We start from the raw sequence: 22,413 nt of genomic DNA, 5'->3' as shown, positions 1-22,413 counted from the left end.
TATTGCATATTGCAATATGCAATAACTTTATCCCCAGGCTTTATCCATTTGTTCGTCTGTAAAAGCCTCTGTTACTTTCATATATTTGTCCAAAACTGCATCTTTTTTGATGTTTGCAATTTTTTTAATGGCTTTCGGTTCCATTCCTAAAAGTAGAGAATTGGTTATGAATGTTTTTCTTGCGGTGTGGCTTGTAATGAATTTACATTTTGGTTGTGTTAAAGATTTTTTCTTATTCCCAACAAACCAATGAATGGTAAATGATTGTGTGATTTCTGCCAATTCACAACATTCCTTGATGTATTCGTTGAATTTTTGTGATGAAATTATAGGTAACGGTTCATAGATTGTCCCTTTGTATTTTTCCAAAATAGCTTTTGCATATTTATTGAGTTTAATGGCGTGGTTTTGGGTTTTCGTTTTCTGAATAGAAAGTACAATATGATCTTCAGAAATATTTGCTAAGTGTAATTTCGACAAATCGGAAAATCTTAATCCTGTAAAACAACCCATACAATAGAAGTCTCGGACATGGGATAGTCTATCATTATCAAAGTCTTTTTCATAAAGTTTCATAAGCTCATCAAATGATAGATAAACAATATCAATGTCGTGTTCAGCTGCTCTGAATTTTTCAAACTCTCGATTCGTGTTATATCCTTTTTCAGTTGCCCAATTTAAAAATGACTTTAAAACCTTAATTACTTTAGCAAAATAATTTTGTTTCATTTTTTTGGTTTCGTAAGAATAGTCTCTCAAATGTTCAAAAAAAGCATCGTCAATATTTTCAAATGAAATCGAATATCCATTTTCTTTACAAAAGTAGTCCAAATAATTTTTTACAGTCATTTGTCCCTTTATTGTATTTGGTGTTTTTGTTAGTTTTCCTTTTTCAATGTATTCTTTAAAGCAAGAAAAGAAATCAAATTTATTATCCGAAGGTTCTTCTTTTTTTTCAAATATTTCATTGAATTTTTCGACTGAAAAAGGAATATCATTACCCTTTAAAAAAAGAAATAACTTGTTTACTTTTTCTTCAATTAATTGTAACTCATTATTTGTTATTTCATAATTGTTGTTAGGTTCTTTTTTAAGGTTGGGTTTAACTCTATGTCCATTCCAATGGCTTTCTAAAACAGAAAATCCAGTGTTTTTTCTGATTCTTTTTCCATCGTGTCTTAGAACGAGTTGAATTGGAATTAAACCATTTTGAGCTATTTTTTCTTTTCTTAATTCAAAAACTATCTTCATTGTGAAATTTAATTTAATAAAAAATAGTAAAGGGTGGCTAAAAGGGTGGCTAAATTTGAAATTAAATTAACTAAAATTAAAAAAATAGCTTAGTTCCGTTTCCCTTTATTAATCAAATGTACTGAATATAAGTGGATTAAAAACAAGAAAAATTGAGAAAAGTATTATGGTAGTCCCGTCTGGGGTACTTAAAAGACTGTTAATCATTTGATTTTCAGTCTTTTTTTTTTTATTTATTTTTTTTCGCAAACTCTTTTTGTCAACAATTTACCGGTATAGAATGCATCTTTGAAATGGAGTAGGAGAGGTGAGGATTTTTTTAAATTTGCTTTGATCTCATCAAAGTAAAGGCGAGGCACTTTATTTTTTCAAATTTTATAATTTCGAAATAAGAAACCGGATATTCAGGAAGTAAAAACTTCAATAATTCGTGATCATTAGACATAATGCAAAAATAGAGTTTTTATAATTCTCCCCAGGTTTTGTTACTGATCCCTTTTGTTGCTGATTTGGATGATGAAAGTTTTAGAAACAATAAAAAATCTCCCAATTTCTTGAGAGATTTTTGTGGGTCCTGAGGGATTCGAACCCCCGACCCTCTGGGTGTAAACCAGATGCTCTGAACCAACTGAGCTAAGAACCCGAATTTTTTTTAAAGGTTTCGTTTCCTTTCTGTGGGTCCTGAGGGATTCGAACCCCCGACCCTCTGGGTGTAAACCAGATGCTCTGAACCAACTGAGCTAAGAACCCTAAATTCCGAGAATGTCTCTCGTTTTTAGTGGTGCAAATATACAACTTATTTTTTACGCTCCAAATTTTTTTCTAAAAATTCTCCCACAACAAAATTACTTCCTCCTATAAAAATAAGTTCATTGTTTTTAACCGTTTGTTTTGCAGCAATATAACCTTCTTGTACGGATTCGAAAATTTTATACTTAATTCCGGATTCTATCAATAAATTTTCATACTCTTTCGGGTGTCGCCCTCTGTTGATTGCTGGTTTCACAAAGAAAAACTCGGAGTTTCTTGGTAAAATGGTCAGGACTTCATCTATTTTTTTGTCGTTTACAAAACCCAGAACTATTTTTTTATGACAGTCCATGCTGTTAAGTTGTTCAAAAACAAGCTCCAATCCGGCTTGGTTGTGTGCAGTGTCACAGATGATAAGCGGCTTTTCTGAAAACAGATACCAACGGCCGATAAAGCCTGTATTTTTTTGTACATTCTTTAATCCGTTTTCAATGTCTTTTTCGGAAATGGAATACTTGTTTTCAATCAACTCATCAACAATTCCTAAAACAACTTTTATGTTTTTTTGCTGATATTTACCTTTCAGGTCGGTTTCTAAACTGTTTGAAATTGCAGTAGCATCAACAAATTCGGATTGGCACTCTTTAGCTTTTTTCTTGATGACATTTCTAACTTCATCGCGATCGTCGCCACAAATTATTTTTATCCCAGGCTTGATGATTCCTGCTTTTTCCACAGCAATTTTTTCAAGGCTGTCGCCCAAGATGTCCTGATGATCCAGATCGACATTGGTAATTGCCGCCACCAAAGGTTGGATGATGTTGGTAGAATCCAATCGACCGCCCAATCCCACTTCGATAATGGCAAAATCTACCTTTTGTTGGTAGAAATATTCAAACGCCATGATGGTGGTAAATTCAAAAAAAGAGGGTTTTATTTCTGCCGGCAGATTCTTCAGTTTCTGTATGAATTCATAGACGAAATTTTTATCGCAGTTTTTACCGTTAATTTTAATTCTTTCTGTAAAATCGATTAAATGTGGCGAATTGTAGAGGCCAACTTTATAGCCGGCTTCTTGCAACACCGATGCGAGCATGTTGCTGGTTGAGCCTTTGCCATTGGTACCGCCTATATGTATGGTTTTGAGTTTTTCTTGTGGATTACCGAAAAAATTGCACAATGCTCTAATGTTGTCAAGGCCCGGTTTGTAGGCCTTTTTACCATCAAGTTGATAATTGGGCATTTGTACAAACAGCCAATCCAAAGCTTCAGCGTATTCAGAATTTGTCATGATGCAAAAATATTTCTATTATTTTCAATTTTGTGTTGTTTGGACAAAAAAGTTTAAATTCGCTTATTATGTCATTGAATTTATTAGAAGAGTTTTTCCCGAAAGAAGGCGTTCCGTTTTTTAGAAAATGGATAGAGCACCATGCCATTCATTTTGTAGTTACTCGAGATCGAGCATCAAAATTGGGCGATTATAGAAAATTACCCAACGGTGGTCATAAAATTACGATAAATGCTACACTTTCACCGGACTTGTTTTTCTTCGTGCTCACCCACGAGTTGGCGCATCTTATTGCAAGAGAAACTTATGGAAGGGAGATACTGCCTCACGGCTCCGAATGGAAACATACCTACAGAAATCTTTTGTTGGAAAGCATTTCCGTATATCCAAAAGATTTACAACCTCTAATAGTTCAATTTTCAAAAGCGCCAAAAGCCAACTTTATGGCAAGTACCGATCTGGTTCGGTATTTTTTTAAAGACAAATTGGAAAAAAACGAAGTTTTTTTGTGTGATTTAGATATTGGGCACAGTTTTGTTTATAGAAAACAAGAATTTAAGATTTTTGGTAGAAACAAAAAAACTTATCTTTGTAAAAATCTTGTTAATGAAAGAGTGTATCACTTTCAGCCGTTAGCAAGCGTTCAGAAAATTTGATAAGAATGACGGATTCTAATAGATATTGCGTAATCATGGCAGGAGGTGTCGGAAGTAGATTTTGGCCCATGAGTACGAAGAAATTTCCAAAGCAATTTCAAGACATTTTGGGTGTGGGCAGAACCATGATCCAACAAACTTATGATCGTATTTCACAGATTGTGAGCAAGGAAAATATTTTTGTCATTACCAATTCCGAGTATATTGATCTTACTTGCGAACAATTGCCGGAAGTGCCAACAGATAACATTGTAGGCGAACCCATGGTGAAAAATACTTCGGCATGTAATCTTTACATGGTCAAAAAAATTAGCCAAAAAAATCCAAATGCCAAGATTGTGGTGCTCCCATCGGATCATTTGATTATGAAAGAGCAAGTTTTTTTGGACAAACTGAATATTGCCTTTGATTTGGTTGACAAAAACGACTATCTTGTTACTTTAGGGATCACACCTACCCGTCCGGATACCGGTTACGGATATATTCAATTTGTGGATAAGAAAAATGAAGAATATTTCAAGGTGAAAACCTTTACCGAAAAACCAAATTTGGAATTTGCCAAAACTTTTATTGAAAGTGGAGATTTTCTTTGGAATGCCGGGATCTTTATCTGGAGTGCAACCTCTATTCTTCAGTCGTTTGAAGAGTTTTTGCCCGAAATGATGCAAGAGTTTAACCATTGCGAATACAACAGCGATGGCGAGAAAAAATGCATAGAAACCATCTACCCCAAAGTAGAAAAAATCTCGATCGACAACGGGATTTTGGAAAAAGCAAAAAATGTATTTGTAATACCGGCCGATTTGGGTTGGAGCGACTTGGGGACTTGGACTTCGGTGTTTGAAAATGCCAAGAAAGATAAGGAAAACAACACCATGAATTCCAAATACATACAAACCTATCATTCCAAAGGAAATATTGTTCGGATTAAAAATAAAAATAAAGCCGTAATTCTTGATGGGTTGAAAAATTATATTGTGGTCGATACGGATAAAGCACTTTTGATTTGTCCAAAAGACAACGACCAGATTATCAAAGATTATGTTAACGATCTTCGCACTTTGAAAAAAGGCGAAAAATTCATGTAATGTTTTTGAAATGAAGAAGTTAAGTCAGTTGTTTTTTATGCTTTCGTTTACGCTTTTTTTTAGTCAAGAAAAAAAGATGATCGATCACACCTACACGGTATTTAAGAATCTTCAACCCAATGAGAAGTTTGATTATTGGGCAGTTTATTTTTTTGATGGTGACAATTTGCATCAATTAAAACAATACGGCGGGAAAAAGAAGAATGAAGTCTCGGATAAAGGGTTTCTACAATCGCCAATCGACCATTCCTACTATTACATCGTTACCGAAAAAGGAAATACCAAAAATGTAATTACCGATAACGAAGGTTTGAAAAAATTCATTGGGAAAATCGATAATGCCTACGAAGCTGCTGCCATGATGCTGCTAAAAGGTTATTTTATAGATGAAGAATACCAAAGTGTTGCAGGATCCTTTGTGGAGGGCAAAGAGAATTATCAATTAGAAATGGGCTTGGTTTCTTCTGAAAATTGCCCATTTGCCAAGAAAAGCTATACTCTTTTTGTGGACAAAACAACGGGCTTGCTGTTGGATCTCAAGGAAGGGACGGTCTATTTCGAAAAGTACCGAAAAGAATGCAAGAACAACCCGCATCAACAATACAAACTCAACATAAAAAAGCCTTAGCGATAAGGCTTTTTTTCATGATTTTATTTTAAAATTTGCTCGCTGTGGTTTTTGGTATTTACCTTTTCTATAACTTCGGTGCAGATGCCGTTTTCGTCAAATAAAAAAGTGGTTCTAACGATGCCCATAAACTCCCGACCCATAAATTTTTTAAGTTGCCAAACCCCGAAAAGAGTGCATATTTCTCGATTTTCATCGGCAATTAAATCGTAGGGGAAAGAAAATTTATCATGAAATTTTTTCTGATTTTTAATTGGATCTGCGGAGACTCCTAAGATTTCAAATCCTTTGTTTTTTAAAGATAAATAATTTTCGCTCAGATTGCAGGCTTCTGCAGTGCAACCGGGTGTGTTGGCTTTTGGGTAGAAAAAAATCACCAATTTTTTGCCTAAAAATTGCACAGATTTTATTTCAATTCCGTCTTGGTTCAGTCCAGAAAATTCGGGTAATGCATCGTTTACTTTCAACATAATTTTTTGATTTTATTCAAAGTTAGTCCTTTTTCTGTCGAATATAAAATGAGGATTAATAAAGATTGAATATTTTTGTAAAAAGTAGAAATTATGACCAAAAAAGAAAGAGCAAAAATTGTAATGGAAGAATTGGAAAAATGTTTTCCTGTAGTAGGCATACCGTTGGATCATACAAATCCCTATGAATTATTGGTAGCCGTTGCTCTATCTGCGCAAACCACCGATAAAAAGGTTAATGAAGTTACGCCTGAACTTTTTCGCATAGCCGGAACGCCCGAAAAAATGGCGGCTTTAGAAGTCTTTGAAATTAAAGAACTAATCAAAGAAATCGGCTTGTCCAATACCAAAGCCAAAAACCTAAAACTGATGGCCGAACAATTGGTAGAAAGGCACGGTTCCGAAGTTCCACAAAATTTTGAAGACTTAGAAAATCTTGCAGGTGTAGGCCATAAAACAGCGTCTGTTGTCATGAGCCAGGCCTTTGGCATTCCTGCTTTTCCTGTGGACACCCACATCCATCGACTGATGATACAGTGGAAACTGACTGCAGGTAAAAATGTTACTGAAACAGAAAAAGACGCCAAAAAATTGTTTCCAAAATCCTCTTGGAACAAGCTTCATATTCAAATAATACTTTATGGAAGAGAGTACTCTCCGGCTCGTGGAAAAGGAAAAGACTACATTACTCCGCTATTGTTTGGGAGCTAAATAATCTTTTTTATTCAAATGATAGATTTGAACAAAACAAATGATTAAATTCGGAATGATAACCGGCCAATACATTGCCGAAATCTGACCTTCTCCTTTCATGATGCCATAAGTAACAAAAAGTGAACAGCCAATAAAATTGATGATCCTAATTTTTTTTACATCCTTCATCATGAAACTTAGCACCACAAATAACGATGCCCCATACCCCATAAAATCTGAAATTTCTGTGCCCATAAATTGTTTTTTACCATAAATAATCTACTGTAAAATAAAATAATATATTTGAATTACAGAAAGATGCGTGTCAAAAATATGAAAAATTCACTCTGCCAAAAAGTCACCATTGTATTTTGGTAAAGAATTTGTAACTTTGAGAAAGTCGAGGAATTCCTCAACGATAAAATCAAGAGCAAAATTATGGATTATAAATTTTCTGAAGGTTTGGACCAAGTGTTCAAACAAAGTAAAAGCGAAGCAAAACGATTGAGAAGTGAGTTTCTTAATACGGAACATTTGCTGTTAGGAATCATCGAAACAGAAAATTCCGCAAAAGATATTTTGATTTCGTTACAAGCGGATCTTCCTCAGATTCGTCGAAAGATTGAAACCATGAATGCCACCAATCCCAATCCTTTTTCTGGAGCGGTTGCCAATATTTCTTTAACAAAAATGGCAGATCAAGCCGTAAAAAGAGCCGAATTGGAAAGAAGGCAATATCAAGGTGCCGAGATCAATACGGTGCATCTGTTGTTGGGCATTCTTTTTAAACAGGAAGATCCGGTTACCAATATTTTAGGTGCTTACGACATCGATTACGAAAAAGCCACTCAAGAATACAGAACCATGCTAAAAAACCTTGGACAAAGTCCTAAAATGAGCGCCTACGACGACGATGAAGAAAGGGATGAATACGGGCAAATGAGAAAACCTTTGGGCACCATTGCTGCAGGAAAAAGCAAGACCCCAACCTTAGATAATTTTGGTAGGGACCTAACTGCCTTGGCAAGAGATGGAAAATTGGATCCTGTAATTGGTAGAGAAAAAGAAATAGAACGCGTTTCTCAAATTCTTTCCAGAAGAAAGAAAAATAACCCGTTGCTTATCGGTGAACCGGGTGTAGGAAAATCGGCCATTGCTGAAGGTTTGGCTTTAAGAATCCAACAGAAAAAAGTGTCCCGTGTTTTGTACAACAAAAGGGTGATCACTTTGGATTTGGCCAGCCTTGTTGCCGGAACCAAATACCGTGGACAATTCGAGGAAAGAATGAAAGCCATCATGACCGAATTGGAGAAAAATAGAGATGTCATCTTGTTTATCGACGAGTTGCACACCATTGTTGGTGCGGGAAGTTCTACAGGAAGTTTGGATGCTTCCAACATGTTCAAACCGGCATTGGCAAGGGGAGAGGTGCAATGCATTGGAGCAACAACTTTGGACGAATACCGTCAATACATCGAGAAAGATGGCGCTTTGGAAAGACGATTCCAAAAAGTAATGGTAGAACCGACTTCCATTGCAGAAACCATCCTGATTCTAAACCAAATCAAAGACAAATACGAAGAGCATCACAATGTGATATACACACCAGAAGCGATTACGGCTTGTGTCAATCTAACCTCCAGATACATCACCGATCGTTTCCTTCCGGACAAAGCCATCGATGCTTTGGACGAAGCCGGATCCAGAGTGTACATCAAAAACATGAAAGTACCTTCCACCATCATCGAAAATGAGAAAAAAATCGAAGAGATTAAAGATCAAAAACACGATGCGGTAAAAAGACAAGATTATCTTGAGGCCAGAAAGTTGAAAGATGAAGAAGAAAGACTGCAAAGGGAACTTGCCGTAGCTCAAGAAGAATGGGACAAAGAAGTAAAAGAGAAAAAAGAAACCGTAACCGAGGAAAATGTAGCTGAAGTGGTTTCTATGATGAGTGGAGTGCCGGTAACCAAAGTGGGGAAAAACGAGTTGGACAAACTGGCTCAAATGGACAATAAACTGAACGGAAAAGTGATCGGTCAGGAAGACGCTGTGAAAAAAGTGGTGAAAGCCATTCAAAGAAATCGCGCCGGCTTGAAAGATCCCAACCATCCAATTGGTACATTTATTTTCCTAGGAACAACAGGGGTCGGAAAAACCGAATTGGCAAAAGTAATGGCAAAAGAACTGTTCGATTCCGACGATGCTTTGATCCGTATCGATATGTCCGAGTACATGGAAAAATTTGCCGTTTCCCGATTGGTTGGAGCGCCTCCAGGATATGTTGGTTATGAAGAAGGAGGGCAACTGACAGAAGCCGTAAGAAGAAAACCGTATTCTGTAGTTCTTTTGGATGAGATAGAAAAAGCACACCCGGATGTATTCAATATTTTATTGCAAATATTGGATGAAGGTCATGTAACGGACTCTTTGGGTAGAAAAATTGACTTTAGAAATACCATCATAATCCTTACCTCTAACATCGGAACCCGAGATTTAAAAGATTTTGGAGATGGGGTAGGCTTTGGCACAACAGCCAAAAAAACCACTTCGGATGCACGAGCCAGAAGTACCATAGAAAATGCTTTGAAAAAGGCTTTTGCACCGGAATTCCTCAACAGAATTGATGATATTATCATCTTCAACTCGTTGGTACAAGACGATATCAGAAAGATCATCGATTTAGAACTTTCCAAATTGTACAAACGATTAGAAGCTCTTGGGTACCAAGTAGAATTGACGGACGAAGCCAAAGATTTTATCGTAGAAAAAGGCTGGGACAAAGATTTTGGAGCACGACCTCTGAAGAGAGCCATTCAAAAATACATTGAAGATCTTTTGGCCGATTTGTTGGTCAACAAACAAATTGTTGAAGGAGAATCCTTGGTTTTGGAGCTGAATGAAGCTAAAGATGCTCTGCAAAAAAAAGAGAAAAAAAGCAAAAAAACAGAAGGATAGTTAAGATAATTTAGTCCGAAATTAATCACTATCTTTGCAACTTAAAATTGTTATACAGCAAATATTTAGTTTAATTTAATATACAAGTACACTATGTATCCACAAGAACTTGTTTTGCCTATGAAGGCAGAACTTACAGATAAAGGCTTCCAAGACCTTACAACAGCTGAAGCGGTAAATGAAGCTATGAAAAAATCAGGAACCACTTTGGTAATGATAAACTCCGTTTGCGGATGTGCAGCTGGTGCAGCTAGACCGGGAGTTGTGATGTCATTGACCGGCGAGAAAAAACCTGAAAATTTATTGACGGTTTTCGCGGGTTTTGATAACGACGCTGTTGCTGAAGCTAGAAAATTTATGGCACCATTCCCGCCAAGTTCTCCAAGTATTGCTCTTTTCAAAGACGGAGAATTGGTACACATGTTGGAAAGACACCACATCGAAGGGAATCCGGCAGAAGCGATTGCAGCCAATCTTTATGCTGCTTTCGAAGAGTATTGCTAAATCTCACACAACACGAATAAAACCGCAAAGAAATTGCGGTTTTTTTATTTTTACAATCATGGAAAACGACATCATAACCCACCTCAAAATCATTCAAAATCGCATCAATTTGGCATGCGAAAAAGCCAACAGACAACCTTCGGAAGTGCAATTGTTGCTGGCAACAAAAACCGTAAAACCAGATCGTATAAAACAGGCTGTTAATGCCGGTTATCAATTGATCGCTGAAAATAAAATTCAGGAGCTAAAAGAAAAATATGAGGCGTTACAAGAGACTCCTCATCAATCTCATTTTATTGGGCATTTGCAAACCAATAAAATCAAAGAAGTTATACGATACGGCGTAACTTGTATTCAGTCCGTGGATCGATTGGATTTGGCCGAAAAACTACAAGCACGATTGGAAATGGAAGACAAAAATGTGGACATCCTTATCCAAGTGAACACTTCCAATGAAGACAGCAAATTTGGTGCAGCTCCAGAAAATGTCTTAGATCTTACCCAAGCCATTGCCAAGCTGGATCGCATCCACATCAAAGGATTGATGACCATTGGGCTTTTTTCTGATGATGAATCTAAAGTAAGGCCGTGTTTTCAGTTGTTAAAAAAAATTCAACAAGAAATTAATGACGCCAATATCCCAAATGTAGAAATGAAAGAGCTTTCTATGGGAATGTCTGGGGATTTGGAAATCGCCATAGAAGAAGGAGCTACCATTGTTAGAGTGGGAACTGCAATTTTTGGAAAAAGAATTTATCCCGATTCTTATTATTGGAATGAAGGTCAAGGCTAATTTTTCATTTATGAGATTATGATTTTAAGTTTAAAACAAAGTGTGTCAGAGTTTTATATTGCTTTTTATGTTAAATTAAAAAAGTTTAAATTAGGGCACACGAAAGAACTATAATTATGAATTTTGAAGAAATGATGAGACCCGAGTCTCAAATGATGTCCTTAGGATATCAACCCCATTTGTCCGAGGGAGCAATTAAGTGCCCCATTTTCCAAACCTCTACTTTTGTTTTTAAAAATGCAGAAGAAGGAAAGGCTTTTTTCGAATTGGCTTATGGACTTAGAGAGTCCAATCCTAACGAAGAAATGGGATTGATCTATTCTCGATTAAACAATCCCAATTTGGAAATTTTAGAAAACCGCTTGTCTGTATGGGACAAGGCGGATGATTGTGCTACTTTTATTTCCGGAATGGCGGCCATTTCGACCGTACTTTTAGAGTTTCTAAAACCAGGAGACCTTTTGGTGTATAGCGAACCTTTGTACGGCGGGACCGAGCATTATATCACATCGTATTTACCATCAATAGGGGTCGAAGTCCTTCCTTTCCGACCGGGTGAAGAGCTTACTTCCTTGCATGAAAAAATTAAAAACACAGGAAAAGCCGATCGATTGGCCATGATCTACATAGAAACTCCTGCCAACCCAACCAATGTTTTAATCGACATTGCAGCGTGTAGAAAAGTGGCGGACGGTTTTGGAAACGAAAGAAAAGTAATCTTAGCGGTGGACAACACCTATATGGGGCCCATCTGGCAACACCCATTGCAGCACGGTGCCGACTTGTCTATTTATTCGGCAACCAAATATATCGGTGGACATTCCGACCTGATTGCAGGTGCCGTTTGTGCCAATATAGAACTGATCCAAAGGATCAAAGTACAAAGAACTTTCTTAGGAAATATGCTTTCGCCGTTTACCGCTTGGTTGATGCTGAGAAGCTTGGAAACTTTGAAAATAAGAATGGAAAAAGCAGCTGAAAATGCTGAAAAAGTCAATGCTTTTTTATCCAACCATCCCAAAGTGGAGAAAACCTATTATCTGGGAAATTTAAAAAATGGAGATGCTGAATTTGAGACCTATCAAAAGCAATATTCATCGGCTGGAGCCATGATTTCTTTTGATGTCATTGGTGGAGAAAAAGAAGCTTTCATTTTGTTGAACAATTTGAAAATGATAAAATTGGCAGTTAGTCTTGGTGGAACTGAATCTTTGATCGAGCATCCAAAAACCATGACACATTCCAGTTTGCCAAAAGACTTGGCCGATCATCTGCAAATTACCGACAAATTGGTAAGGCTTTCAGTAGGTATTGAGCATTACGAAGACATCATCGCCGATATTTCTCAGGCCTTGGATAAAATATAATTAAAAATAAAGCGGAGATTTCTAGATGAAGTCTCCGCTAATATTTTTATTGAATCGTTTTTACAAATCGAAAGAAGCACCAATGGTAAAGTTGAATTGGTTGTTCAGATTGTGGAACAATTTGTTCTTGTCGCTGTATTTGGCAAAAGGAAACTGTACTTCAGAGAATACGCCAAAACCTTTGTCAAAGAAATAACGAGCACCAATATGTCCTCCAAAATTTTTAAGTCCAAGATCCAAACCTGGGTACACATCAATATTAGAAGGCAATTTCAATACAGAACCTAAGTTGGCATTGAATCTTACTTTTGCATCAATTCGGTCTCCGAAATCAGGTTTTACACCGGCAATTTCATCAACACCAAGCAAGTAGCTCATTTGTGCTCCGATGGAGAAGCTTTCTCCCAAACCATAATCCACACCGGCCAAAACTCCAGTTCCACCTTTTTGGAAATTAGCGGCCAATTGTCCTTTTACATCTCCTTTGCCTTTGTACGCTACGGTCTGTGCATTGGATAATCCAAATATTGCCAATGCAGCTACAAAAAATACTTTTTTCATAATTTATATTAAAAATTTTACGGCACAAAGATACATATTTGAATGATGAAATAAAAAAGGTTAAAATGAAGTATCAACTTATTGCTTAATTTTGCAAAATGAAGTTCCAACTGCAATCCGAATTTTCTCCAACCGGAGATCAACCTCAAGCCATAGAAAAGTTAACTCAAGGTATTGAGCAAGGCGAAAAATTCCAAACTTTATTGGGAGTAACCGGTTCTGGAAAAACCTTTACCATAGCTAATGTCGTACAGAATATACAGAGACCAACTATTGTTTTGGCGCACAATAAAACTTTGGCGGCACAGTTGTTCATGGAGTTCAAAGAATTTTTTCCCAACAATGCTGTGGAATATTTTGTATCCTACTACGACTATTATCAACCAGAAGCGTATATAGCCAGTACGGGAACTTATATTGAAAAAGACCTGAGCATCAATGAAGAGGTGGAAAAACTAAGACTTTCGGCCACAGCGAGTTTGCTTTCCGGAAGGAGAGATGTTTTGATTGTGGCATCTGTTTCTTGCATTTACGGTATCGGAAATCCTACGGAGTTCCATAAGTCGTTGATCTCTATTGAAAAAGGAGAGAGCATGACCAGAACTCAGTTTCTTCATGCTTTGGTCAATGCGCTTTATGCCAGGACTTTGAATGAATTTCAAAGAGGGACTTTTCGTGTAAAAGGAGATGTGATCGATGTTTTCCCTGCCTATGCCGATAACGCTATTCGTGTGCAATTTTTTGGAAATGAAATTGAAAAAATTCAAACTTTTGATCCGGTTAATGGTAGTGTAGAAGAGAATTTTGAACAAATTCAAATCTATCCGGCCAATTTATTTGTGACCACCAAAGAAACCATGAACCATGCCATCAGAGACATACAAGATGATCTGGTAAAACAGGTTGATTTTTTTGCCAATACCGAAAGGCCTTTAGAAGCTAAACGATTGCAAGAAAGAACGGAGCTGGATCTGGAAATGATTAAGGAATTGGGGTATTGCAGTGGTATAGAAAATTATTCGAGATACATGGATGGGAGAGAGCCCGGAACGCGACCGTTCTGCCTGTTGGATTATTTTCCGAAAGATTACCTTATGGTGATCGACGAAAGTCATGTGACCATACCGCAAGTTCATGCCATGTACGGAGGCGACAGAAGCCGAAAGGAATCTTTGGTAGAATTTGGCTTTAGATTGCCGGCTGCGATGGACAATAGACCCTTGAAATTTCAAGAATTTGAAGCCATACAAAATCAAGTCATCTATGTTTCTGCAACACCGGCAGATTATGAACTTCAAATGACCGAAGGCGAATATATTGAGCAGATTATCCGTCCTACAGGACTTCTAGATCCCATTATCGAAGTAAGGCCAAGCGTGAACCAAATTGATGATTTGATAGAAGAAATCCAGAAAAGAGCAGAAGTGGATGAAAGGGTTTTGGTGACCACTCTCACCAAAAAAATGGCTGAAGAACTGACCAAATATTTCACGAAATTCGGAATTCGTTGCCGGTACATTCATTCTGATGTTGAAACTTTGGAAAGAATACAGATCATGCAGGATCTTCGTTTGGGCTTGTTCGATGTTTTGATAGGGGTCAATCTCCTTCGTGAAGGACTTGATTTGCCAGAAGTATCATTGGTTGCTATTTTGGATGCCGACAAAGAAGGGATGCTGAGATCCAGACGATCGATGATACAAACGGTTGGTAGGGCTGCGAGAAACATCAACGGTAAAGCAATTATGTATGCGGATAAGATGACCAAAAGCATGCAGGCTACTTTGGACGAAACCAGCTACAGAAGGGAAAAGCAGATGAGGTACAACGAAATAAATGGATTGAAACCCATGCCGCTCAATAAGAAAATTTCTGAAAATCTGGTGGGCCGATCCAAAGATTTCCCGGATACCCGATATACCCAAAAAGAAATCATACAAAAAGTTGCCGAGGTCAAAGAAAGCTATGACCAAGAAGGTTTGGCTGAACTTATTAATCAAAAACAAAAAGAAATGGAAACGGCTGCAAAAAATTTAGACTTCATTACAGCTGCCAAACTAAGGGACGAAATAGCAGCGTTGAAATCGTAAAAACGAACAAATACAGAAAATGATATCTATTGCATCCTTTCGTACTAAAAAAAGAAAAACCGCAAAGTCCTGATAGACAATGCAGTTTGAAATAAATCTAATAAAAAGTAAAAATGAAAGGCGACAAAGGTATATTTTATTTTGTTATCATCCAAAAGAAAAGATTGTTTTTTTTTACATTGCAGCATTCTTTAGCGAAAGAGTAGGGATCAATTTTTGGTGTTAAAATGATTTTTAGCGAATAACTTTCACGGAACTTGTTATTGTTCATTATAAAGTTTTTCCTATTTTAGCTTTATGTTTATAAAAGACTATATCTCCAAGGATTACCCCATTTTTAGTTTCAACGATACCATTGAAGAAGCCTATGAGACCGCAAAAGATTTCGGTTATACCCATGTTTTTGTAAAGAAAAAAGGAACTTATTTCGGTGCACTTTCCGTATCTTTTTTAGAAGATGCGGCAGAAGGAAATTTAGGAAGTCTTGAAATGCATTTTGAAAAATTTGCCATTTTAGCCGACGGAAATTTGTTGGATACGGTCAAGTTGTTTCATATTTTCAATTCGAATGTAGTTCCTGTCATCGGATCAACAGAAAAATATTTGGGCTATATTTCCAGTGACGATGTTTTTAGTGAGTTTTCAAAATTTCCATTGTTTTCAGAAAACGGTGCGGTGCTCACCATACAAACGGCAACAAAAAACTATTCGTTCACAGAAATTTCCAATATTGTAGAGTCCAACAATGCCAAGATTTACGGATGTTACATCAGCCAGATTAATGAAGATAATTTTTGGATTACCCTGAAATTATCCAGTGAAAATCTGAGTTCCATAGATGAAACTTTCGAGAGATACGGTTATTTGGTGGTTCACAAACATTATGACGACTCTAGGGACGCATTGATGAAAGACCGATTTGGATTTTTTCAGAAATATTTAGAATTCTAACTCATGAAGGCAGCGATTTATACTCAGAAAACCGATTTGGATACTTTTTTGTATCTCAGCAAATTTATATCAGAACTCGATAAAAGAGGAGTTGAAGTGACTCTGCATAAAGATATGGCCGAAGCCATGCAGTTTTCTAAAGATTTTGATACTTTCGATTCTAAAAAAGAACTTCAAGAAAAAGAAGTCAATTTGTTTTTTACATTTGGCGGCGATGGGACCATCGTAAGTTCTCTACTTTTTATAGAAAATTTGGAAATTCCCATCGTTGGAGTCAACACCGGAAGACTGGGTTTTCTTTCCAGTTTTACCAAAGCCGAGGTGTTCAACCGTCTGGACGACATTATTGAAGGGAACATCGCTATCAGCAAACGATCGGTAATCGAGGTCGTTTCGCCAAAAAAAGAAGGCGTTTTTCCGTATGCTTTGAACGATGTTACCATTTCCAGAACCGAGACGACTTCCATGATCACCATAGATTCTTATGTGGATGGAGAGTTTCTCAATGTTTTCTGGGGTGATGGATTGATTGTTTCTACACCAACGGGATCTACAGCATATTCACTCAGTTGCGGCGGCCCCATCATTTCGCCCAACAACAATAATTTGGCATTAACACCCATTGCTCCTCACAACCTGAATGTTCGACCGTTAATCGTAAATGACGATGTCGAAATAAAATTAAACATCGAAAGTCGCGCTGCCCAGTTTTCACTTTCTTTGGACTCCAGACTTATCCATTTTAATGTGGATGAAGAAGTTATACTTAGAAAAGCAAAGTTTCAGATCTTATTGTTGCATCCAAAAGATTTGAGTTTTTATGAAACCATCAGGCAAAAACTACTCTGGGGAAAAGACAAAAGAAATTAAAGTTAATTGTTGTAAATCAGAGATTAACAGAATCCATAGAGACCTGTTTTTTTTTCAGTATTAATTTGTATTTTTACGCGGTAAAAAAATCCCATAAAAAAACTAAAAAATTATGAGCAAAATGTTTCCGGCAGGAGTTGCCACAGGACAAACGGTTACGGATATTTTCCAATATGCAAAAGAAAATAAATTTGCACTTCCGGCAGTTAATGTGATCGGATCCAGCAATGTGAACGCAACCATGGAAGCTGCGGCAAAGTTAAATGCACCTGTTATCATCCAGTTCTCCAACGGCGGAGCAGCTTATAACGCTGGGAAATCGTTGAGTACAGAAGGTCAAAAATCGGCCATTTTGGGTGGGATTGCCGGTGCAAAACACATCCATACCTTGGCTGAAGCTTACGGAGCAACGGTAATTTTGCATACCGATCATGCTGCAAAAAAACTATTGCCTTGGATTGATGGTTTGTTGGATGCCAGCGAAGAATTTTACAAGCAAACCGGAAAATCGCTCTACTCTTCTCATATGTTGGATCTTTCTGAAGAGTCTTTGGAAGAAAACCTAGACATTTCTTGCAAATATTTTGAAAGAATGGCAAAAATGGGAATGACTTTGGAAATCGAATTGGGAATTACAGGTGGTGAAGAAGACGGCGTGGACAATACCGATGTCGACTCTTCAAAACTGTACACACAACCCGATGAAGTAGCGTATGCTTATGAAAGATTGAAAGCCATTTCTCCGAATTTTACCATTGCAGCCGCCTTCGGAAATGTACACGGAGTGTATAAGCCAGGAAATGTAAAATTAACTCCGAAAATTTTAGACAACTCACAGAAATTTGTTCAGGAAAAATTCGGAACCGGCGAAAAACCGGTGAATTTTGTATTCCACGGAGGATCGGGATCTACTTTGGCAGAAATTAGAGAAGCTATCGATTACGGTGTGATAAAAATGAACATCGATACCGATTTGCAATTCGCATACAACGAGGGAGTTAGAGATTATATCGTGAATCACATCGATTATTTGAAAACCCAAATAGGCAATCCAGAAGGAGAAGAAAAACCGAATAAAAAATACTACGACCCAAGAGCTTTCCTTAGAAAAGGAGAAGAAACTTTCGTAAAAAGGCTAATCACAGCTTTTGAAGACCTAAACAATGTTGATACATTGAGATAATAAAAAATCAAAGTTCCTTAGTCGATAAGGAACTTTTTAACCTTATACCCTAAAAGAATAGACTATGGCATTCGATTGGTTTAAAAGAAAAACGCAAAATATTACAACCTCTACAGAGGACAAAAAAGATGTTCCTAAAGGATTGTGGCATCAAACGCCTTCCGGAAAAGTGGTGGAACACGAAGAGTTAAAGAAAAATAATTTCGTATCTCCTGAAGACGGTTTCCATGTGAGAATTGGAAGTAACGAATTTTTCGACATCTTGTTCGATGCCAATTTCAAAGAATTGGACAAAGATGTGGAGAGTGTGGACATGCTGAACTTTAAAGATACCAAGGCCTACACCGATAGATTAAAAGAAGTTACCGCAAAAACCAAGTTGAAAGATTCCATCAGAAATGCGGTGGGTAAAGTAAACGGTACTGAAATGGTCATTTCTTGTATGGATTTTGCTTTTATTGGAGGATCTTTGGGTTCTGTTATGGGCGAAAAAATCCGTAGAGCAATTGATTATTGCATGGAAAACAAACTTCCTTACATGATCATTTGTCAGTCCGGTGGTGCTAGAATGCAAGAGGCCACTTATTCCCTAATGCAATTGGCAAAAGTTCAGAGTAAATTGGCTCAGCTGTCAGAAGCAGGACTGCCGTACATTGCTTATCTATGCGACCCTACTTTTGGAGGTATTACAGCATCTTTCGCCATGACTGCCGATGTAATTATGGCGGAACCAGGAGCTTTAATCGGATTTGCTGGACCAAGAGTGATCCGTGAAACGATAGGGAAAGATTTGCCTGAAGGTTTTCAAACTTCTGAATTTTTACAAGATAAAGGATTTGTCGATTTCATTGTAAAAAGAACAGATGCGAAGGAGGTTATTTCCAAAACATTATGCTTGTTAATGAACAAATAGACATTCTCATTAAAAAAAAACATTTATGAAATTAAAAAAAAACATTATCAGTACTTTTACCGTATTAATGATGTCTTTTTCTGTAGTATCTTGTGTTGGTGTAAATGCAAATACAATTACCGTGGAGTCAGGTGAAATCCCACCGGATATGGCTACCGATGCATCTACTCTTATTGCGGTGATAAAAGATAGATCGAGTTATGATAAATATGTAAAATCTGCTTTTGAAAATTATTCAGGAAAATACATTCTTGCCACAGAACAAGAGGTTAAAACTAAATATAGTGATGTTAATGTGTATCGTTATGTTATGGATTATGAACGAGAGTCCGGTTCGGTAAGCGAAATAGGGACTGGAAAATCATATAGTGTACCTGGGAAAAGATTTTTTATTATTGATAGAAAGACCGATAAAATATATAAAAGAAAATCATGGTCTAGCTTTTATGGTAAAGAATTAAAAGCGTATGTATCAGCAATTAATAAGCTTTAAAACAAAGTAATCGTAATAGAAACGAAGAGGTTAATTTTTAGCCTCTTCGTTTTTTTTTATAACATTTCTCTTTTATGTAGATTGAATGAATTGAAGTAAACAACCCATTGTCCTAATCCCAATCTGCAGCTACAAATTTCATGGTGTTGCCTTTTTCGTCAGACAATGTCAGAAAGTGACCTTCTATTTTATAACGGGACATCGTCGGTAGCGACGCGATAAATTTTCTTTCCAAGTCCATATTTCCTTCACAAAACTGCATGGTAACGCCAGTTACTTCTAATTTTATTTTGGAATTGCCCTTCACCTCACCGCTCACCATCATTTGGTTGCACCCCATGTAGGCAGAAAACTGAGGGTTTTCAGGATCTGATTGGGACAAGTTTAGTTCTGCCTTATTTTTCATCAAAAAATCTTTTGAATAGTCCTGAAAAGAAACAAGCATCCATTGCCTTTGGTAACGGGACTTTGTATTTTTTTTAACCTGACAAGACCATGCCAAAAAAAGGGACAATGCCAGTAAAAAGGTGGTTTTTTTGAAATTCATGTCTAAAATTTGAAGCTAAATAACCAATTTTATGCCGTTTTAACTATTTTTTGTAGTATAAATTAGTAAATTAGCCGAAAAATTTATTTTTTATAAAATGAAAAGAATATTTCTAGCACTCACTTTCTTGTTGAGTTTCCTGCAAATGCGTGCAGATGAAGGGATGTGGCTTATGATGCTCATCAAAAGACTGAACGGAGTAGATATGCAAAAAGAAGGTTTGCACCTCACTCCTGAAGAAATTTACTCGGTTAACCAATCCAGTATGAAAGATGCCATCGTAAGTTTTGGAGGCTTCTGTACCGGTGAGATCGTTTCCGAAAAAGGGATGATATTTACCAACCACCACTGTGGTTACGGAGCAATTGCCGCAGCTTCTACTCCAGAAAAAAACCACTTGAAAAACGGATTCTGGGCACAAAGACAAAACGACGAAATCCACGCGAAAGATCTTTATGTTCGTTTCTTGGTAAGAATGGATGATGCAACACAAAGAATCAATTCTAAACTAAACAATAAAATGTCTGCCGATGAGAGAAAAAACATCATCGAAGCAGAATTTAAAGCCATCGAAAAAGAAAACTCCGAAAACGGAAAATATACGGTAGTTACCAAGTCGTTCTTTAACGGAAATGAATTCTATTATTTCGTATATCAAGATTATAAAGATGTTCGTTTGATAGGGACTCCGCCTGCTTCTTTAGGTAAATACGGAGGCGATACAGACAACTGGGAATGGCCTAGACATACAGCCGACTTCTCTGTTTTCCGTGTTTACGCTGACGAAAAAGGAAACCCAGCAGAATACTCTCCTAAGAATGTTCCGTTGAAACCTAAACATTTCCTACCAATTTCTTTGAAAGGTGTTAAAAAAGGAGATTTTGCCATGATCGCAGGATATCCTGGGACTACCAACAGATATCTTACTTCTTTCGGAATTCAGCAAATGGTAACCAAAGACTATCCGGCTTGGGTAGAGGCTTCTAAAGTTGCCATGGATGTAATGAAAAAATACATGGACAAAGATGTTGCTACAAAACTGAATTATGCATCTCAATATGCATCGGTGGCTAACTATTGGAAAAACAGACAAGGTACCATTGATGCTGTTAACAAAAACGGTACAATTGGTGACAAGCAAGCATTGGAACAAAAATACATTTCTTGGTCTTTGCAACCGGGCAACCAAGAGTACGAAGATATTTTGGACAACATCAACATGTACTACAAGCAAGCTTCTAACAGAAATGTAGAGAAAATGTACATGGGGCAATTGCTTAGAAATGCAAAATACATTCAAGTTTCTGCGCAATTAAGTTCATTGTTCAAAACTTATGCAGAACAAGATATGCAAGGTAGAATTGCCATGAAACCTAAAGTTATGGAAGCGGTAATGAAGGTGTACGACAAATTCAATGTAGAATTGGAAGGCGAAATGCTAAACTCTATGGCCAATTTGTATAAAACAAAAGTTGATAAAGAAGTAGCAGCAATACACTTGACCAATATCGATGTGAAGTCCCTTTCTTTGGTTGCTCAATCTTCAATTTTTGCAAGCAAAATGTCTGCTGTTAACTTTGTAAACAACCCGGATAAACTGAAATTGGATGCAGACAACTTGAGAAAATTTGCTCTTGGTGTATTGGACGACAACAGATTGCAAGGTGAAAAATTCAAATTGATCGATGAGGCATTTGCTAAAAACACAAGAATTTTCATCAACGGATTGATGAAATCCATGCCGGAGAAAAAATTCTATCCGGATGCCAACTCTACCATGAGATTAACCTACGGTACGGTAGAAGACTTACCAATGAGATCGGATAGAGAGTATTACGGTGTTACCGATAACTACTATACCGATATGGCAGGTATGATTGCTAAGTACAAAAAAGACGATGAAGAGTTCGATTTGCCACAAAGAGTTATCGACCTTTACAATGCTAAAGATTTTGGTCAATATGCAGATGCTGCTGGTCACATGCCTATCAACTTCCTGTCCAACAACGACATTACAGGAGGTAACTCCGGATCGCCTATTATCGATGCGGACGGTAACTTAATCGGATTGGCTTTTGACGGAAACAGCGAAGCACTAAGTGGAGATATCGTTTTTGAAAAAGAATGGCAAAGAACCATCAACTTGGATGTAAGATATGCACTATGGATTATGGACAAATTTGCTGGAGCGAATAAACTAATCAAAGAAATGAAATTGGTTAGAGACGAAAACACTCCAAAAAATACAAAAACGGTAATGCCAACCGACAAAAAGAAAAAGAAATAATTTTTTCTGTTGTATACAATTTAGCCACCTGTTTAGGTGGCTTTTTTGTTGATGAATGATTTGATGAAT

The 22,413-nt window shown here is 37.0% G+C and carries 21 protein-coding genes and 2 tRNA genes; 15 read left to right on the top strand and 8 right to left on the bottom strand.

All coding sequences use genetic code 11. From position 1 onward, the window contains the following. Nucleotides 1-27: 27 nt before the first annotated feature. The 4 genes from H9Q20_RS06115 to H9Q20_RS06100 form a co-directional block, all read right to left on the bottom strand. Nucleotides 28-1,251: a site-specific integrase gene (locus H9Q20_RS06115; RefSeq protein WP_187478530.1), complete on the bottom strand. Its 1,224-nt coding sequence runs from the start codon at nt 1,249-1,251 to the stop codon at nt 28-30. Nucleotides 1,252-1,819: 568 nt separating this feature from the next. Next, a tRNA-Val gene (locus tag H9Q20_RS06110) sits at nt 1,820-1,894 on the bottom strand. Between the two features lie 32 nt (nt 1,895-1,926). After that, a tRNA-Val gene (locus H9Q20_RS06105) sits at nt 1,927-2,001 on the bottom strand. A 46-nt stretch (nt 2,002-2,047) separates the two neighbouring features. After that, nucleotides 2,048-3,292, bottom strand: a complete 1,245-nt coding sequence (locus H9Q20_RS06100) for a bifunctional folylpolyglutamate synthase/dihydrofolate synthase (protein WP_187478529.1) — start codon at nt 3,290-3,292, stop codon at nt 2,048-2,050. Between the two features lie 68 nt (nt 3,293-3,360). Here H9Q20_RS06100 and H9Q20_RS06095 point away from each other — a divergent pair, with 68 nt between their 5' ends. The 3 genes from H9Q20_RS06095 to H9Q20_RS06085 are packed head-to-tail and all read left to right on the top strand — an operon-like array spanning nt 3,361 to nt 5,664. Further along, nucleotides 3,361-3,948, top strand: coding sequence for a transcription elongation protein SprT (locus tag H9Q20_RS06095; RefSeq protein ID WP_124641943.1), 588 nt, complete (start codon nt 3,361-3,363; stop codon nt 3,946-3,948). 5 nt (nt 3,949-3,953) lie between these two features. Continuing rightward, nucleotides 3,954-5,036, top strand: a complete 1,083-nt coding sequence (locus tag H9Q20_RS06090; RefSeq protein WP_241154756.1) for a mannose-1-phosphate guanylyltransferase — start codon at nt 3,954-3,956, stop codon at nt 5,034-5,036. Between the two features lie 10 nt (nt 5,037-5,046). Continuing rightward, nucleotides 5,047-5,664 carry a hypothetical protein gene (locus H9Q20_RS06085; RefSeq protein WP_187478528.1) on the top strand — a complete coding sequence of 206 codons (618 nt, stop codon included), beginning with the start codon at nt 5,047-5,049 and terminating at the stop codon, nt 5,662-5,664. A gap of 23 nt (nt 5,665-5,687) precedes the next feature. Here H9Q20_RS06085 and bcp read toward each other — a convergent pair whose 3' ends face one another. After that, nucleotides 5,688-6,134, bottom strand: coding sequence for a thioredoxin-dependent thiol peroxidase (gene bcp / locus H9Q20_RS06080; protein ID WP_187478527.1), 447 nt, complete (start codon nt 6,132-6,134; stop codon nt 5,688-5,690). A 93-nt stretch (nt 6,135-6,227) separates the two neighbouring features. Here bcp and nth point away from each other — a divergent pair, with 93 nt between their 5' ends. Beyond that, entirely contained in the window at nt 6,228-6,845 is a 618-nt protein-coding gene (nth, locus tag H9Q20_RS06075; protein WP_124641948.1) for an endonuclease III domain-containing protein, read from the top strand. Here the strand turns inward: nth and H9Q20_RS06070 are convergent. After that, nucleotides 6,828-7,082 carry a uroporphyrinogen decarboxylase gene (locus H9Q20_RS06070; protein ID WP_124641950.1) on the bottom strand — a complete coding sequence of 85 codons (255 nt, stop codon included), beginning with the start codon at nt 7,080-7,082 and terminating at the stop codon, nt 6,828-6,830. The two genes, nth and H9Q20_RS06070, sit on opposite strands and share 18 nt — an antisense overlap. A 183-nt stretch (nt 7,083-7,265) precedes the next feature. Between H9Q20_RS06070 and H9Q20_RS06065 the strand changes: the two genes are divergently transcribed. The 4 genes from H9Q20_RS06065 (at nt 7,266) to H9Q20_RS06050 (ending at nt 12,449) form a co-directional block, all read left to right on the top strand. Next, nucleotides 7,266-9,785 (top strand): ATP-dependent Clp protease ATP-binding subunit, encoded by a 2,520-nt coding sequence (locus H9Q20_RS06065; RefSeq protein ID WP_124641952.1) that lies wholly within the window; start codon nt 7,266-7,268, stop codon nt 9,783-9,785. A 93-nt stretch (nt 9,786-9,878) separates the two neighbouring features. Further along, nucleotides 9,879-10,289: a BrxA/BrxB family bacilliredoxin gene (locus tag H9Q20_RS06060; RefSeq protein ID WP_124641954.1), complete on the top strand. Its 411-nt coding sequence runs from the start codon at nt 9,879-9,881 to the stop codon at nt 10,287-10,289. Between the two features lie 58 nt (nt 10,290-10,347). Continuing rightward, entirely contained in the window at nt 10,348-11,082 is a 735-nt protein-coding gene (locus H9Q20_RS06055; protein WP_124641956.1) for a YggS family pyridoxal phosphate-dependent enzyme, read from the top strand. 116 nt (nt 11,083-11,198) lie between these two features. Further along, on the top strand, nt 11,199-12,449 hold the full coding sequence (locus H9Q20_RS06050) for a cystathionine gamma-synthase family protein (protein ID WP_241154757.1): 1,251 nt from the start codon (nt 11,199-11,201) through the stop codon (nt 12,447-12,449). A 60-nt stretch (nt 12,450-12,509) separates the two neighbouring features. Here the strand turns inward: H9Q20_RS06050 and H9Q20_RS06045 are convergent, their stop codons facing one another. Then, nucleotides 12,510-13,010, bottom strand: coding sequence for a DUF6646 family protein (locus tag H9Q20_RS06045; RefSeq protein ID WP_124641958.1), 501 nt, complete (start codon nt 13,008-13,010; stop codon nt 12,510-12,512). Between the two features lie 98 nt (nt 13,011-13,108). Here H9Q20_RS06045 and uvrB point away from each other — a divergent pair, with 98 nt between their 5' ends. From uvrB to H9Q20_RS06015, 6 genes are all read left to right on the top strand, one after another. Further along, nucleotides 13,109-15,100, top strand: coding sequence for an excinuclease ABC subunit UvrB (uvrB, locus tag H9Q20_RS06040; protein WP_124641960.1), 1,992 nt, complete (start codon nt 13,109-13,111; stop codon nt 15,098-15,100). 297 nt (nt 15,101-15,397) lie between these two features. Continuing rightward, nucleotides 15,398-16,051 carry a CBS domain-containing protein gene (locus tag H9Q20_RS06035; protein WP_124641962.1) on the top strand — a complete coding sequence of 218 codons (654 nt, stop codon included), beginning with the start codon at nt 15,398-15,400 and terminating at the stop codon, nt 16,049-16,051. Nucleotides 16,052-16,054: 3 nt separating this feature from the next. Continuing rightward, on the top strand, nt 16,055-16,921 hold the full coding sequence (locus tag H9Q20_RS06030; protein ID WP_124641964.1) for an NAD kinase: 867 nt from the start codon (nt 16,055-16,057) through the stop codon (nt 16,919-16,921). A gap of 112 nt (nt 16,922-17,033) precedes the next feature. Next, complete coding sequence (fbaA, locus tag H9Q20_RS06025) at nt 17,034-18,104, top strand: class II fructose-bisphosphate aldolase (RefSeq protein ID WP_124641966.1); 1,071 nt, start codon at nt 17,034-17,036, stop codon at nt 18,102-18,104. Nucleotides 18,105-18,168: 64 nt separating this feature from the next. Then, the gene (gene accD, locus H9Q20_RS06020) at nt 18,169-19,017 is read left to right on the top strand and encodes an acetyl-CoA carboxylase, carboxyltransferase subunit beta (protein ID WP_124641968.1); all 849 of its coding nucleotides are present in this window, start codon (nt 18,169-18,171) and stop codon (nt 19,015-19,017) included. A 25-nt stretch (nt 19,018-19,042) separates the two neighbouring features. Further along, nucleotides 19,043-19,510 carry a hypothetical protein gene (locus tag H9Q20_RS06015; protein WP_187478526.1) on the top strand — a complete coding sequence of 156 codons (468 nt, stop codon included), beginning with the start codon at nt 19,043-19,045 and terminating at the stop codon, nt 19,508-19,510. A 112-nt stretch (nt 19,511-19,622) separates the two neighbouring features. Here the strand turns inward: H9Q20_RS06015 and H9Q20_RS06010 are convergent, their stop codons facing one another. Next, nucleotides 19,623-20,057 (bottom strand): META domain-containing protein, encoded by a 435-nt coding sequence (locus H9Q20_RS06010; RefSeq protein WP_262385588.1) that lies wholly within the window; start codon nt 20,055-20,057, stop codon nt 19,623-19,625. 97 nt (nt 20,058-20,154) lie between these two features. Between H9Q20_RS06010 and H9Q20_RS06005 the strand changes: the two genes are divergently transcribed. After that, nucleotides 20,155-22,344 carry a S46 family peptidase gene (locus H9Q20_RS06005; protein WP_124641972.1) on the top strand — a complete coding sequence of 730 codons (2,190 nt, stop codon included), beginning with the start codon at nt 20,155-20,157 and terminating at the stop codon, nt 22,342-22,344. Nucleotides 22,345-22,413 lie beyond the last annotated feature (69 nt).

This window comes from Amniculibacterium sp. G2-70 (assembly GCF_014353055.1).
In the GTDB taxonomy this organism is placed as follows: domain Bacteria; phylum Bacteroidota; class Bacteroidia; order Flavobacteriales; family Weeksellaceae; genus Amniculibacterium; species Amniculibacterium aquaticum.
Note: the sequence above shows the minus strand (reverse complement) of the source record. Positions and strands in the feature narration are given on the sequence as shown.

Coding starts and splice junctions, on each gene's coding strand:
- H9Q20_RS06115 (WP_187478530.1), bottom strand. CDS start 1,251: ATGAAGATAGTTTTTGAATTAAGAAAAGAAAAAATAGCTCAAAATGGT.
- H9Q20_RS06100 (WP_187478529.1), bottom strand. CDS start 3,292: ATGACAAATTCTGAATACGCTGAAGCTTTGGATTGGCTGTTTGTACAA.
- H9Q20_RS06095 (WP_124641943.1), top strand. CDS start 3,361: ATGTCATTGAATTTATTAGAAGAGTTTTTCCCGAAAGAAGGCGTTCCG.
- H9Q20_RS06090 (WP_241154756.1), top strand. CDS start 3,954: ATGACGGATTCTAATAGATATTGCGTAATCATGGCAGGAGGTGTCGGA.
- H9Q20_RS06085 (WP_187478528.1), top strand. CDS start 5,047: ATGAAGAAGTTAAGTCAGTTGTTTTTTATGCTTTCGTTTACGCTTTTT.
- bcp (WP_187478527.1), bottom strand. CDS start 6,134: ATGTTGAAAGTAAACGATGCATTACCCGAATTTTCTGGACTGAACCAA.
- nth (WP_124641948.1), top strand. CDS start 6,228: ATGACCAAAAAAGAAAGAGCAAAAATTGTAATGGAAGAATTGGAAAAA.
- H9Q20_RS06070 (WP_124641950.1), bottom strand. CDS start 7,082: ATGGGCACAGAAATTTCAGATTTTATGGGGTATGGGGCATCGTTATTT.
- H9Q20_RS06065 (WP_124641952.1), top strand. CDS start 7,266: ATGGATTATAAATTTTCTGAAGGTTTGGACCAAGTGTTCAAACAAAGT.
- H9Q20_RS06060 (WP_124641954.1), top strand. CDS start 9,879: ATGTATCCACAAGAACTTGTTTTGCCTATGAAGGCAGAACTTACAGAT.
- H9Q20_RS06055 (WP_124641956.1), top strand. CDS start 10,348: ATGGAAAACGACATCATAACCCACCTCAAAATCATTCAAAATCGCATC.
- H9Q20_RS06050 (WP_241154757.1), top strand. CDS start 11,199: ATGAATTTTGAAGAAATGATGAGACCCGAGTCTCAAATGATGTCCTTA.
- H9Q20_RS06045 (WP_124641958.1), bottom strand. CDS start 13,010: ATGAAAAAAGTATTTTTTGTAGCTGCATTGGCAATATTTGGATTATCC.
- uvrB (WP_124641960.1), top strand. CDS start 13,109: ATGAAGTTCCAACTGCAATCCGAATTTTCTCCAACCGGAGATCAACCT.
- H9Q20_RS06035 (WP_124641962.1), top strand. CDS start 15,398: ATGTTTATAAAAGACTATATCTCCAAGGATTACCCCATTTTTAGTTTC.
- H9Q20_RS06030 (WP_124641964.1), top strand. CDS start 16,055: ATGAAGGCAGCGATTTATACTCAGAAAACCGATTTGGATACTTTTTTG.
- fbaA (WP_124641966.1), top strand. CDS start 17,034: ATGAGCAAAATGTTTCCGGCAGGAGTTGCCACAGGACAAACGGTTACG.
- accD (WP_124641968.1), top strand. CDS start 18,169: ATGGCATTCGATTGGTTTAAAAGAAAAACGCAAAATATTACAACCTCT.
- H9Q20_RS06015 (WP_187478526.1), top strand. CDS start 19,043: ATGAAATTAAAAAAAAACATTATCAGTACTTTTACCGTATTAATGATG.
- H9Q20_RS06010 (WP_262385588.1), bottom strand. CDS start 20,057: ATGAATTTCAAAAAAACCACCTTTTTACTGGCATTGTCCCTTTTTTTG.
- H9Q20_RS06005 (WP_124641972.1), top strand. CDS start 20,155: ATGAAAAGAATATTTCTAGCACTCACTTTCTTGTTGAGTTTCCTGCAA.